This is a genomic window from Planctomicrobium stercoris, from assembly GCF_051465655.1.
Lineage (GTDB): Bacteria > Planctomycetota > Planctomycetia > Planctomycetales > Planctomycetaceae > Planctomicrobium.
Window position 1 is genome coordinate 3,260,919 of sequence record NZ_CP195791.1, and the last position, 13,457, is coordinate 3,274,375.

Annotated in this window: 7 protein-coding genes; 2 read left to right on the forward strand and 5 right to left on the reverse strand. The window is 56.3% G+C overall.

Annotated features, from left to right (window positions below; all coding sequences use genetic code 11):
- Nucleotides 1–51 precede the first annotated feature (51 nt).
- On the forward strand, nucleotides 52–2,310 hold the full coding sequence (gene glgX, locus SH661x_RS13310; protein ID WP_437222171.1) for a glycogen debranching protein GlgX: 2,259 nt from the start codon (nucleotides 52–54) through the stop codon (nucleotides 2,308–2,310).
- A 227-nt stretch (nucleotides 2,311–2,537) separates the two neighbouring features.
- Here glgX and SH661x_RS13315 read toward each other — a convergent pair whose 3' ends face one another.
- Both SH661x_RS13315 and SH661x_RS13320 read right to left on the reverse strand, forming a co-directional pair.
- Nucleotides 2,538–3,947, reverse strand: a complete 1,410-nt coding sequence (locus SH661x_RS13315) for a DUF1501 domain-containing protein (protein ID WP_437222173.1) — start codon at nucleotides 3,945–3,947, stop codon at nucleotides 2,538–2,540.
- A gap of 24 nt (nucleotides 3,948–3,971) precedes the next feature.
- Nucleotides 3,972–7,079, reverse strand: coding sequence for a PSD1 and planctomycete cytochrome C domain-containing protein (locus SH661x_RS13320; protein ID WP_437222176.1), 3,108 nt, complete (start codon nucleotides 7,077–7,079; stop codon nucleotides 3,972–3,974).
- A 436-nt stretch (nucleotides 7,080–7,515) separates the two neighbouring features.
- Between SH661x_RS13320 and SH661x_RS13325 the strand changes: the two genes are divergently transcribed.
- A complete protein-coding gene (locus SH661x_RS13325) occupies nucleotides 7,516–7,854 on the forward strand; it encodes a zinc ribbon domain-containing protein YjdM (RefSeq protein ID WP_437222179.1) in 339 nt (112 codons plus the stop codon).
- A 280-nt stretch (nucleotides 7,855–8,134) separates the two neighbouring features.
- On the opposite strand, the gene SH661x_RS13330 is transcribed toward SH661x_RS13325, so the two are convergent.
- The 3 genes from SH661x_RS13330 to SH661x_RS13340 all read right to left on the reverse strand — a co-directional run bounded on the left by SH661x_RS13330 (nucleotide 8,135) and on the right by SH661x_RS13340 (nucleotide 13,367).
- Nucleotides 8,135–8,473: a hypothetical protein gene (locus tag SH661x_RS13330; RefSeq protein ID WP_437222181.1), complete on the reverse strand. Its 339-nt coding sequence runs from the start codon at nucleotides 8,471–8,473 to the stop codon at nucleotides 8,135–8,137.
- On the reverse strand, nucleotides 8,442–9,959 hold the full coding sequence (locus SH661x_RS13335; RefSeq protein ID WP_437222183.1) for a DUF1501 domain-containing protein: 1,518 nt from the start codon (nucleotides 9,957–9,959) through the stop codon (nucleotides 8,442–8,444). The genes SH661x_RS13330 and SH661x_RS13335 overlap by 32 nt, the downstream gene beginning before the upstream one ends.
- 72 nt (nucleotides 9,960–10,031) lie before the next feature.
- On the reverse strand, nucleotides 10,032–13,367 hold the full coding sequence (locus SH661x_RS13340; protein ID WP_437222185.1) for a DUF1553 domain-containing protein: 3,336 nt from the start codon (nucleotides 13,365–13,367) through the stop codon (nucleotides 10,032–10,034).
- Nucleotides 13,368–13,457: the final 90 nt, after the last annotated feature.

Sequence of the window (13,457 nt, forward strand, 5' to 3'; positions counted from 1 at the left end):
TCGCACCGTTCGGACTTCGCGAACGGTGCGATTTCCTTCAAGAGTGTCCAGATGAAAGAGATCTCGCAGAAACAGAACCGGCAGTCGAAACCGTCCACATTGTTGAGAACTCTCAACAACGACAGTCGACATTTGTCGCCTCGTCAACCAGCTTGGGCTCTCGCTTCAGGAAGTGATGCTGTTCGAATCTGGCCTGGCAAGCCGTATCCTCTCGGAGCGACCTGGGACGGAAAAGGGGTCAACTTCGCTGTCTATTCGGAACATGCGACACGGATTGAGCTTTGTCTGTTTCATTCCGTGGAGGATCAGACGGAGACTGTCCGGATCCCGTTGGAGGAACGCACTCATCAGGTCTGGCATGCTTACCTGCCGGATGCTCTGCCGGGCCAGCTCTACGGGTATCGAGTCCATGGTCCCTATGAGCCTCTGCAGGGGCATCGCTTCAATCCCCATAAGCTCTTGCTGGACCCGTATGCAAAATCGATCGCAAGAAATCTGACGTGGGACGATGCTCTTTTTGGTTACCACATCGGTCATCAGGACCAGGACTTGAGCTTCGATGATCGGGACAGCGCAGCGTATGCTCCGCTGGCGATGGTCGTTGATCCGGCGTTTACCTGGGGAAACGACCGGCCCCCGAACGTGCCGTTGCATCAGACCATTCTCTACGAGATGCATGTCAAAGGGTTCACGCAACTCAACCCCTACATCCCGGAGGAAATTCGCGGCACGTATATGGGGGTCGCCTCTGAGTCCGCAATTCGATATCTGCAGAAACTCGGAGTGACCGCTGTGGAATTACTCCCCGTTCACTTTCACGTCGATGACCGGTATCTCATTGACCGAAATCAGGTCAACTACTGGGGCTACAATACGCTCGGCTATTTCTCTCCGGATCCTGCCTACAAATCCCGCATTCAGGCACTCGATCTCGTCCAGGAGTTTAAAACGATGGTTTGCAGCCTCCATGCCGCCGGAATCGAGGTGATTCTCGATGTGGTCTACAACCATACGGCGGAAGGAAATCACCTCGGCCCAACATTGTCCTTTCGCGGCATCGATAACGCCGCCTATTACAAGCTGTCCCCTGAGGACCCGCGATACTGCATGGATTTTTCCGGATGCGGAAACTCCTTCAATCTCCGTAACCCGCGGGTTCTTCAGTTGATCATGGATAGTTTGCGATACTGGGTGATGGAGATGCACGTCGACGGATTTCGCTTCGATCTGGCCAGTTCGTTAGCTCGGGAACTAATGCATGTTGACCGGTTAGGCGCTTTCTTCGACATTATTCACCAGGACCCTGTGTTATCTCAGGTCAAGCTGATCGCTGAGCCCTGGGATCTGGGAGAAGGCGGCTATCAGGTCGGCAATTTCCCGGTGTTGTGGTCGGAATGGAATGGGCTGTATCGCGACTGCGTGCGACATTTCTGGAAAGGGGACGGCGGATTCATTGCGGAATTTGCGACCAGACTCTGTGGATCCAGCGATCTCTATCAATGGGACGGACGCCGTCCCGCTGCGAGCATAAATTTCATTACCGCACATGACGGCTTCACCGTCCGCGATCTTGTCTCATATGACGGCAAGCACAATGAAGACAACGGCGATGACAATACCGATGGACCCGACGACAATATCAGCTGGAATTGCGGCGTCGAGGGGCCCACGGATAACCCGGATATAGCGGAGTTGCGGAATCGCAAAATTCGCAGCCTTTTGGCAACGTTGCTGCTTTCTCAGGGAGTCCCGATGATTCTTTCCGGCGATGAGGTCGGAAAAACCAAGCGGGGAAACAACAACACTTACTGCCAGGACAATGAGCTGACATGGTTCAACTGGGATCTCTCTGATGAACAGCAGCAGTTGCTCACGTTTGTTCAGAGATTGATCGAATTTCGCAAAGGCCAGCCGGTCCTTTGCTGTCGCCGATTCTTTCATGACGAAGTGCTCAAGGGCGAAGGGGCCTCGCAGATCATCTGGGTGAACAACGATGGGACCGAGATGACCGACCAGGCCTGGGCGACGGCTCACGCAAGATGCCTGGGTGTGGTGCTCAAGGGAGGCCGAATCGATGTGAATGAACAGGGCGAGGATGTCTACGGGGACACATTGCTCATCATGTTCAACGCCGATCACGGAGAACCCATTCCCTTCACTTTTCCAGCATCAGCTACCGGCGGCCGTTGGGAGCTGCAGATAGATACTTCCAATTCCGATGAGCACAGGGTGGACTATCGTCCCGGAGACAGCCATCCCCTCGTCTCAGCCTCGTTGGCCGTGTTCAGGTGGCGAGTCGAAGAGCAGTAGGTTCAAAACGACAGAAAGCATAGAAGACGGAAGTGATTCGTGCTGGAACTCATCCGGATGTGTCGTCGTAAGGTTGCATGCTGCCACAGGGCGAGCACAGGCAGGTCTGAATCTCCCTTCGTAAACCGATCTTGCCGCAGAACGCGCTTCTGACACGCAGCAGTCGCGCCGTTTTGGTCCGCGTAGAAATTCTTCCACTGCGTGAACGTGACTCGCATTGAGTTATGTCAGGCGAGTAGCTTTTCGACGATGTGGGCAGGTTCAACGCCTGTGAGTTTCATGTCGAGACCCTGGAACTTGTAGGTCAGGCGTTCATGGTCGAGTCCCAGCAGGTGAAGGATCGTGGCGTGCAGGTCGCGGACGTGCACGCGGTCTTCGACGGCATTGAACCCCAGGGGATCGGTCGCCCCCAGCGTCAGGCCCGGCTTCATCCCGCCTCCGGCAAACCACATGGAGAAGGCGTTTGGATGATGGTCCCGTCCGTCGTCGCCCCCCTGAACCATCGGAGTGCGACCGAATTCTCCACCCCAGATGACCAGCGTTTCATCAAGCAGGCCCCGCTGTTTGAGATCCTTGATCAATGCAGCTGCTGCCTGATCGGTGTTTTTGCAGTTGTTTTTCAGCCCGTTCGTCAGGCCGCCATGCTGATCCCAGGATTCATGGAAGAGTTCGACAAATCGTACGCCGCGTTCGACCAGTCTTCTGGCCAGCAGGCAATTGTTGGCGAAGGATGACTTCCCGGGTTCGGCGCCGTACAGGTCCAGTGTGGCTTGAGTCTCCTGGGTCAAGTCCATCAATTCGGGAGCACTGGCCTGCATCCGGAAGGCCGTTTCAAACGCGCGTGTACGTGTCGCGATTTCGGGGTCGCCCATCTCCAGAAGCCTTTCCCCATTGAGGGCAGCAATGGTCTCGATGGAATCCTGTTGTAACGAACGGTCGATCCCCGGCGGGTTGTCGAGAAACATGACCGGTTCGGGTCCGCCTCGAAACTGAATGCCCTGATACACCGTGGGAAGAAAGCCACTTCCCCAGTTGCTGTTTCCGCCGCTGGGACCTTTCTGTCCGCTGCTGAAGACAACGAAGGCAGGCAGGTCCCGGGATTCGCTTCCCAGTCCGTAAACGATCCAGGCCCCCAGGCTGGGACGTCCGAACTGCTGATTGCCCGTACTCATCAATAGCTGACCGGGAGCGTGATTAAAGGCGTCCGTCACCATCGAGCGGACAATGGTGATGTCGTCAGCAACACTGCTCAGATGGGGCAGCAGCTCCGAGAGTTCTGCTCCGCATTCGCCGTGTCGGGAAAACTGGAACTTCGGGCCCAGCAACGTCGAGTTCGGATCGATGAACGCAGCGCGGTAGCCTTTGAGCAGCTCGGCCGGGGGGAGCGTGCCACTGAACTTCGCAAGATCCGGCTTGTTGTCGAAAAGTTCAATCTGACTCGGCCCGCCTCCCATGAACAGGAAGATGACACTTTTAGCCTTCCCCGGGAAATGAGCGGGCCGGGATGCAAACGGGTCTGAAACGGGCCCCGCGAGAGTCCGGCTTCCCAGCAACTGTGACAGGGCGATGCTGCCCAGTCCCACTCCGCACTGCTGCAGAAACCAGCGTCGACTGACCGCATGTTGATCATGATTCATGTTGCACCTCGGCTGTCTATCAAACTACTGGCGGGTCATGGTTTCATCGAGATTCAGCAGCACCCGGGACAGCAATGTCCAGGCGGCGCGCTCCTGCAATGCGGCTGCATCAAGGGGATTCTCCTGCTCGGTCGAGAATGCGATCGCTGCAGCGTCGATCTCCCCCTTGCTCAGCCGTTCCCGCTGCCGGTTCAGGTAAGCGATCAACGTCGCCTGTTCGCTTGGCGTGGGAAGGCGCGAGGTGCAGCGGCGGAACGTTTGTTTGAGCCGTTCCTCATCAGAACCTTCCGCTGGCTGCAGCGATACTGCTGCCAGATTCCGGGCACATTCCAGAAAGACCGGTTCATTCAAACTGGCCAGAGCCTGAAGCGGAGTGTTCGATTTCGTACGGCGCACACAGGAGACTTCGCCGATTGGAGCATCGAAGATCTGCAGAACCGGATAAGGGACCGAGCGAAAGCGGAACGTATACAGGGCCCGGCGATAACGTTCCGGGCCGGTCGCCAGCGGCCAGCTCTTCGGACCGTAACTCGCTGGGGGTTGAAACAGAAACTCGGGGCAGGGGGGGCAGACCGGCGGACCGCCCACGTTCAGATTGATCAGTCCGCTGACCGCCAGGGACAGGTCCCGAACTCCTTCTGCTTCCATGCGGAAGCGCGAACCGCGAGCCAGCAGACGATTGTCCGGATCACGTGTCAGCAATTCCGGAGTGACAGCTGAGGATTGCTGGTAGGTCGCTGAATTCAGAATCTGTCGGTGGAGTCGCTTCAGACTCCAGCCGTGCTCCATGAAATCGACCGCCAGCCAGTCGAGCAATTCCGGGTGCGAAGGATACTCTCCCTGCAGTCCAAAGTCTTCACTGGTGGAGACCAGTCCGTTCCCGAAATAAGTCTGCCAGACTCGGTTCACCATTGACCGGGCGACAGTGGGCGACCGCGGATCGACGAACCACCTCGCCAGATCCAGACGGGTGGGAGATTCCTTCTCCAACGGATGAAGAATCGCTGGGACTCCGAGCGTAACGGGTTCGGTCGGCTGAAGAAAATTACCTTTGGCCAGAACGAACGAGGTGCGTAAATCTTCGCGGCTGGCGAGACTGGGTTGCGTGACCGGTGACGGAAGTTGGCTTCGAATCTCTTCGATCTGACGGTTGACTTCATCGAACTCGGAGAGGGTCGTTCGCCAGTAAGAGAAGAGTTGGTTCTGCTGTGCGGAAGTTCGTGCTTCCACTGGAGTCTTCAGGACAGAACGAATGGACACCGGAACAACATCGAGCTTGGCCTGTTCCTCTCCCGTGACGCTGAAGCGGAAGCAACCGAGGTTATTAGTCTGGTTATCATCCGAATTCCATCCGCCATGCTCCTGGACCAGATGAATGCGGAGTTTCGTTCCTCCCGGGAACGTTCTTGGTTCGTTAAGGGCAAAAATCGCTGTGCGGGGAACATTGCTGTCTTCAGGACCGACGTTGATGCTCCAGGCGGTCTCCTTCTTGCCGTCAATCGCAAATTCAATCGGACCGGTCACACGATGCAGCTTGGACCGGTCTGCAAACTGCGGGCTCAATTCAGCCTCAGGGGGATTGACGTCCGCAACTGCCGAGGAAATCTTGATTTTCTCGTACCCCGACGAACCGTCAGCGGGAGCGATTTCGATTTCCATTTCGGTCAGGGCACACGTCCCATCTACAGCTCGCCCCGGACCTGACAAGGGGAGATCAGGGTGATTCAAAAGTTCCAGCCGGACGGACTGGACCGATTCGATCGGGGAAGTGACTTCGAATGTGGTCGTCGATTTCGTCGGCGCATACCCCTGCGCAAGGATGGAGTCATTCTTGAGGACATAATGCTTCTGGGCACCGCTCACTTCCTGCCGGGGAGCGACCGGAGACCATTCGGTCTTCACTTCCGGCAGCGTCCGCTCCCAGTCGGCCAATCGCTGTGGCCAGTCCGGAACCCGATGCTTCAATTCCTCTTCGAGCATTTCAATCCGGGAGAACGCCTGTGCCCGCTGCATCTGCTGCTGAGGCGTATATGCCGGAACACTCGCGTCATGAGTGTCGTTAAAGAAAGCAAAGAGTCGATAGTAATCCTGCTGGGAGATTGGGTCATACTTATGGTCGTGGCACTGGCTGCACTGCAGGGTCAACCCGAGGATGCTTTTACCGATCGCGTCCATCCGGTCGAACATGGCTTCCATGCGGAACTGCTCCGGATCGATGCCCCCTTCTTCGTTGAGCATGGAGTTGCGAAGGAAACCGGTCGCCACAAGTTGATCCTGAGTCGGGTTCGGCAGGAGATCTCCAGCGAGCTGTTCGATGATGAACTCGTTGTACGGAAGATCGCGATTGAACGACTGCACGACCCAGTCGCGGTATGCCCAGACAAATCGGGGCTTGTCCTTTTCATAACCATCGGAATCAGCATAGCGGGCTCCGTCGAGCCACATTCGTCCCCAGCGCTCTCCATAATGCGGGGACCCCAGCAGACGATCGACCACCCGTTGCTCCGCCTCCTGATCCTGGTCCGCCAGGAACGCATCGAGTTCTTCGAGCGTCGGCGGAAGACCAGTCAGATCCATTGTCACCCGGCGGATCCATGTGATCCGGTCCGCCTGTGGAGATGGTTTTAAACCGGCTTCCTCAAGCTGCGCGAGGACGAAACTGTCGATCTCGTTGCGGGGCCAGTCCGCCTGCTGCACGTGGGGCAAAGAAGGGCGCACGGGAGCCTGAAAAGCCCAGTGTTTCTGATATTCGCCCCCTTCCGCGATCCACTGCCGCAGCAAATCCTTCTCTTCCGCAGTCAGACTCTTTTTCAATGCCGGAGGGGGCATCTGTTCGGAATCGTCTGACGAATCGATCCGGCGAATCAATTCACTCTTGTCCGGATGGCCAGCCACTATCGCCGGAGTTCCGCTATCCCCTCCTCGCAATGCATCTTCGGACTGGTCGAGTCGCAATCCCGCTTCGCGATGATTGGCGTCAGTACCGTGACAGGCGAGGCATTTATCCGCGAGGATCGGTCGAATCTGTCGTGAGAAGTCGATCCGCCGGGAATTCTCTGCATGCAGAAGACTCGCTTCCGTGCCGATCAACAGCAACAGACATCCCCAAAACAACCCGCGCGGTTTCATCATTGCATTGACCTGCAAACTCTGTGACGGCAAGGAGTGACGGAATTATTCTGGCTGATCGAACGTCAAGAATCAAAGTCCAGCATCCCTGTACGACCCAGTTCCCGTGAACTTGCGCAGTAAGTCCCTGTGAAAACCATTTGCGCAGAACCTCTCATTCACTCTGTCCTTTAGATCGCGAACCCGCCGGGCAAAGTGAGTGTGATCCGGGATCGCGTCAGATCATGAGCGGACCATCGACATCGAAATTCGGCTTCACCCCAACCTGTTCCACGGGCCTTTCCAGTCGGAACCCTCAAAGTTGAACCGCAGGTTCTCCTCCGTGCGGGGCCGACTTTCATTTCGAACACGGAGTCCTGCACATTCCAAGATTGCGGACTTCCACTACAATCCTGTGCACTGAGACCGTCCCGTCCCTGAGTCATGAGCAGGAAATGAAATGAGCGCTCTGCCCCCTTGTCCCGAATGCAAGTCAGAGTACACCTACGAGGATCGTGGCCTGTTCGTCTGCCCGGAATGCGCTTATGAGTGGAAAACCGGTGCTGTCGATGCCAGCGAAGAAACGCGTGTCTGGAGAGATGCGAATGGCAATGTGTTGAATCATGGAGACACGGTCTTGGTGGTCAAGGACCTCAAGGTCAAGGGGGCTTCTTCGGTGCTGAAAGCGGGAACGAAGGTCAAGAACATCCGTCTGACCGAAGGGGACCACGATATCGACTGCAAGATCGACGGCTTCGGCTCGATGCAGTTGAAGTCGGAGTTCGTGAAGAAAGCTTGAGGCTCCCCACAGGGGCAGTTGATTCCTGCGATCGAAAGCGGAAAGCGATTGTGCGGTACTCACGCCAGAAAGGGACCCTTTCGCTGATGACCACGGTCGATGTTGCCAGGACGTTCTCGCGGGCTGTTTGAAAGCAATTCACAATGATGGCGAGTCTCCACAAGTGACTTGTTAACGGGCTTCCAGATAGCTTCTCTGCGGGCCATTCCGGCAGGGCTCACCCTGCTGTTCTCAAAAGCCAGGCACAATTTGCTCCAGTCCGTTCTTCAACAGGACAATATCACAGTTGTGAAGCACCAGACGGGCTCCCATGTTGATCATTCAATGCTGTGTTGATCGCCGCCGGGATGCCACGCTGTCGTGAGATTCGCTCTGGACCAGTTTGGTCTATCATGTGCAGGCGATTCAGGATTTTCAGCGCATGAAAGTCCATATGATCGCCTGCGGAACGTAATAGATTATTGGCAAAACTGCTCGAGAGTCTGGAGATTCTGTCCAGTCGCGGAGCATTGACGATATCGACCAGATCGGAATTTGTTGTCCTGGAGAGCCCAGCATCGGCCTTCACTGTGAATTCAAAGAGTTCTTTAAGCAAGGATCGCCTGAATGACTTCTCCATGCACGTCTGTCAGACGTCGTTCGAGTCCGTTGTTATAGTATGTCAGGCGTTCATGGTTCAGGCCGAGCAAATGGAGAATCGTGGCATGGAAGTCATGGATCGTGGCCACGTTATCGACCGCACGGTAGCCGAACTCATCGGTCGCTCCATAGGTGAAAGGAGCTTTTACGCCCGCTCCGGTCATCCAGCAGGTGAAGCCTTCCGGGTTATGGTCTCGGCCGCTGGCTCCTTTTTGAAATGTCGGCATGCGTCCGAATTCCGTGCACCAGACGATTAAAGTCTCCTCGAGAAGTCCACGCTGTTTCATGTCCTTGATGAGTGCTGCGGTCGGTTGATCGAACACCGGTCCGTGCACCGAATACTGGCCATGAAGATCTTTGTGTCCGTCCCAGTTGCTGACTCCTTCGCCCCCCGTCTGATAGGCGCCATTGAAGAGCTGTACGAAGCGGACCCCTTGTTCCACAAGGCGACGGGCGAGAATACAGTTGCGAGCGTAGGCTGCCTTCAGTGCATTCCGGGTGTCATCGGCTCCATAGAGTTTGAATGTGGCAGCGGATTCCGTGGACAGGTCCGTAATCTCCGGAAGACTCACCTGCATTCGGGCAGCAAGTTCATAACTGGCGATTCGAGCAGCCAGCTCTGAATCGCCGGAGAACTTTTCGAGGTGCCGATTGTTGAGCTGCTGGAGAAAGTCGCGGGTCCCGTCGTCCACGTCCTGGCTGATTTGAGCTGGACGTTTGAGATTCCGGATCGGTTTGGCCGAATTGAAGTCGGTTCCCTGAAATGCTGCAGGAAGAAACCCCGGTCCCCAGTTATTGACAGAGGCCTGAGGTGCGCCGCGCGGATCGGGAATGGCGATATACGCAGGGAGATTGCTGTTCTCGCTTCCCAGCGCATAGGTTGTCCAGGCTCCCATGCTGGGATACCCGTTCAACGTGAATCCGGTGGACATGTAATTTTCACCGGGGCCGTGCGTGTTTGTTTTTCCTTTGACGGAATGCAGGAAACAGAACTCATCTGCCAGTTCCCGCAGATTGGGAACAAGGTCCGAAATCATCTTGCCGCATTCGCCCCCCGGACGAAAGACCCAAGGGCTCTTCGTGAGGTTTCCCTGTTCCCCCTGAAACGTCACCAGCTTCTCCCCGCCCGGCATCGGCTGGTCGTGCCGGGCAATGAGTTCCGGCTTGTAGTCGAAAGTATCGAGCTGGCTGCATGCACCTGAGCAGAAAATGACCAGCACGTTCTTCGCTGCTGCCGGGAAATGCGGATCACGGGCCGCGAATGGATGGCCGGGGTCGATCCTGGGGCGGATCGGCGAGCTTCCGCTGACACTCGGGACGGCCCCTCGTGCGGAGGACAGCAGGCCCTGCTGCGCCAGGATCATCGAGAAAGCGATACTGCTCAGGCCGGAGACTGTCTCGCTCAGAAAGCCGCGGCGGTTCAGCAGATGGCTGTGCGTCTGCGGGAGGAAATCTCGAAACAACATGTCAACCCCCTGTTGAATTGGCCAGCGACAACAATTCCTGATGAGTGCACTGACGTTTCAGCTGGACCACGTTCATTGAAGGAACAGAAATTCATTGCTGTTGAGGATCGCCCGACAGAATGCTGACAGTCCATATTGATTGATGAATGTCTCGGCCGTCTGAATTTCAGGAGAAGACGGGGACCGTGAGTAACACAGTTCATAAGACCTGCAGATCTGTGCAGTTCGATCTTCCGGATGTTCTCGTTGAAGTCGCTCGGCGAAAATATCGGACTGCTGCAACAGAAACTCACTGTTGAACAGGTTGAGAGCCTGCAGTGGTGTCGTCGACGTGGTTCGTCTGGGAACGGAAGTCGCCGCATCAGGGCAGTCAAAGGCTGCGAAGACCGAATCCTGCTCCATGCGGACTTTGGTCATGTAAATCATCCGTCGCCATTCTTCCGGGCCAAACGACGTTTTAGGGGCATAATGCCGAACGTTCTCAGCTTCAATCTCGAACAGACTGAAGCCCGGGCCGCCTGCCCGCAAGTCGAGCACACCCGAGACCGCAAGAATTGAATCCCGCATCGGCTCCGCTTCGAGTCGACGAGGAGGGTAACGCCACAGATACTGGCTCTCTGCATCGATCTCCGATCCTTGGGGAGAAGGTGCACTGGACTGCTGATATGTCGCGGAGGCCAGAATGAGTCGATGAATTCTCTTGAGCGACCAGCCGTTTGACTTCAACTCCATCGCCAGCCAGTCGAGGAGTTCAGGATGACTCGGAGGAACTCCAGCTGCCCCGAAATCGCTGGCAGTCTCGACCAGTCCCCGTCCAAAGTGATACTGCCAGAGACGGTTCACAATCACCCGGGCCAAAAGTGGGTTCTCTGAAGAGGCCAGCCAGTCTGCCAGGGCACCCCGACGGTCCTGTTCGGGGGTATCTGATGGAAGGTTCAGGTTCGCGAAGATCGCAGGAACACCCGGACTCACTTCTTCTCGCTTCATCATCGGTTCGCCGCGAAACAGTCGATGGGTCGGTCCCGGCTGCTGGTATTGACCAGCATAGGCCTGCGGCGGCTTCGACAACTGTTCTTTCCTCTGTCGAAGCACCATCAGCTCCTGCTGCAGGCTTCTGGCAAGGGGCGCCTGCTCCGCAGGCAGATTGTCAAAGCGATCGGTCGCACTCAGATGATCCGGGGTGAGCGACAACCGACCTTGAGAGCTGGCAATTGTTTTCCATTTCTGGCCATCATCGGAACTTTCAATCCGGTATCGCACCGGAAGGCGGTCGGTGTATTGGCCCTCCCGGTCCCGGCTCCAGATGATGCGGTCAATTGATTCAGAGTGGGCAAATTCAATCTGCACCCAGGACTGCGAAGTCTGGTCTGCGATCCAGCTGAACTGATTTCCGTACTTCCCATCATTCACGTGTTCGAGTTGATGAATGGGGTAGCCTTTCAGTGATCCCGAGGCACTCGCCCGGGCCCCCGCGTTGGCGGCTGCCACATTCTTCGCTCCGGAGAAAATTTCCAGTTCATCCAGGCAGGGTTGCCCCCCGTTGGTAGCGTCGATGTGGAACCGGACGAATCGAGCCTGATGCGGCGAGAACTCTTCCGTGTTCTCTGTTGATTGAGCCGGTGCCCGGAAGTTCGGTTTCAAATCCAAAGGGGCCTCCTCCCCGGGGACCGCCGCTTCGAGCAGCAGGGCGTCTGCAGTCATCGCCTTGCCTGTCTTTCCTGCCACAAGCAGTATCTTCTGTTTGGAGTCGAGCTTCACGGTGCGGGCATAATAAAATCCGCTCCAGAGAGGTTCCTGCAGCAACCCGGATTGACCGTTCGCAAACCGCTGCTGATTGACGATCGCCAGATCGATCCAGTCGTTCGTCGTCGCTGGATTGCCGTCCCTGTCAATCACATACCTTGCGTCCTGGCAATGTGAGTCAAAGCCTGTTCCCCAGGAGAGCCAGACCCGATACTCTCCAGTCACCTGTGGCGCCCAGGCAATGACTGGCACTCCACTTGTCGACGTCCACCACGAATACCTGCCGCCGCTCACGTTGCGGGACCGGTCCTTGTCTCCAACATCATTCAACTGTCCCGGCTCCGTCCCGGTCAGGTTCTGCCCGTACCCGCTCGGTGGTTGCAGCACTTCGACGAAATCCTTCGCAACACTCGGATGATCGTCGATCAACACCAGCGACGGCGAATCGCTCGAGGCAATGAGCGACGTCAGCTTTCCGCTCAATTCCGAAATTTTGTTCTGGACCAGTTGCACTTGCTCAAGCTGAGCAGGGGGGAGCGGGAGAGCCAGATCTCCGTGATTGACGCCAGCAAAGATCGCCTGCAATGCATAGTAATCCGTCTGAGTGATCGGATCGAATTTATGGTTATGGCACCGCGCGCAGCCAACCGTCAGCCCCAGAAAGACTGTACTCGTCGTGTTGATCATGTCGTCCAGTTCATTCTGACGCTGCATCAGCGTCAGATTGAGATCCGGACTTTTGACCTGATCCGCCGCCCCGGCCACAAGAAATCCCAGACCGTTCACATCTCCAAGAACGTCCCCTGCCAGCTGCTCTTTGACAAACTGGTCGTAGGGCTTGTCGGCATTGAATGAATCAATGACATAGTCTCGATAGCGCCATGCATTGGGACGCTCGCGGTTTGTTTCGAAACCATAGGTTTCCGCGAATCGAACAAGGTCCAGCCAGTAGCGCGCCTGCCGCTCTCCATACTGAGGACTCGACAGAACCTGTTCGATGAGTATGTCGGTCGCATGAGGGGAATCGTCTTTAACGTACCGCTGCACCTGTTCTGGCGTGGGAGGCAACCCGAGCACATCGAGATACATCCGGCGTATCAGCGTCCGGCGGTCCGCAGGCGGGTTCAGATGGATCTTGTGCTGTTCCAGGGATTGAAGAATGAAGGTGTCGACCGGCGTTTGAATCCGGTCACTCTTCACCATGGGGAGGCTGACCGCTTTCAACGGTTGAAACGACCAGTGATCGCTTGTGACCTTCTCGTCGATCACCACTCCGTCAGGTCCCGGCCAGACGGCTCCCTGATCAATCCAGGCTCGCAGCAAACTGATCTCATCGCTGGTCAGGAGATCGCCCCCTTTCGGTGGCATCACCTGTCCGGCGTCGATCCCCGCCACAAGCCTGATGAGATGACTCTCTGCACTGTTGCCCGGCACAATCGCCGGCTCACCTGAATTGCCACCTCGGATCAGGGACGTTTTGCGATCGAGTCGAAACCGACTTTCCTGAAGATCCGCCCCATGACAATCCAGGCACTTGGCTGCAAAGATCGGACTGATCTGCTTCTCGAAGTCGATTACAGAAGTCGCGGGAGCAGGAAGGTCCGCAAAGCAGATCTGTCCCCAAGTCACTGCGATACACGCGAATGCGGTACATCCTCGATTCATCGCTTTTACCTCGGTGGATTCAAAGCGGAATTCATCCAGCTACAACATCGGAGGCTCAGTCACTTCGTCAATTCAACCGAAATTTTCTCT

Bases quoted from the DNA above. Each gene is read 5' to 3' on its own strand.
- SH661x_RS13335 (WP_437222183.1), bottom strand. From the start codon at position 9,959: ATGTTGTTTCGAGATTTCCTCCCGCAGACGCACAGCCATCTGCTGAAC.
- SH661x_RS13320 (WP_437222176.1), bottom strand. From the start codon at position 7,079: ATGATGAAACCGCGCGGGTTGTTTTGGGGATGTCTGTTGCTGTTGATC.
- SH661x_RS13330 (WP_437222181.1), bottom strand. From the start codon at position 8,473: ATGGAGAAGTCATTCAGGCGATCCTTGCTTAAAGAACTCTTTGAATTC.
- SH661x_RS13325 (WP_437222179.1), top strand. From the start codon at position 7,516: ATGAGCGCTCTGCCCCCTTGTCCCGAATGCAAGTCAGAGTACACCTAC.
- SH661x_RS13340 (WP_437222185.1), bottom strand. From the start codon at position 13,367: ATGAATCGAGGATGTACCGCATTCGCGTGTATCGCAGTGACTTGGGGA.
- SH661x_RS13315 (WP_437222173.1), bottom strand. From the start codon at position 3,947: ATGAATCATGATCAACATGCGGTCAGTCGACGCTGGTTTCTGCAGCAG.
- glgX (WP_437222171.1), top strand. From the start codon at position 52: ATGAAAGAGATCTCGCAGAAACAGAACCGGCAGTCGAAACCGTCCACA.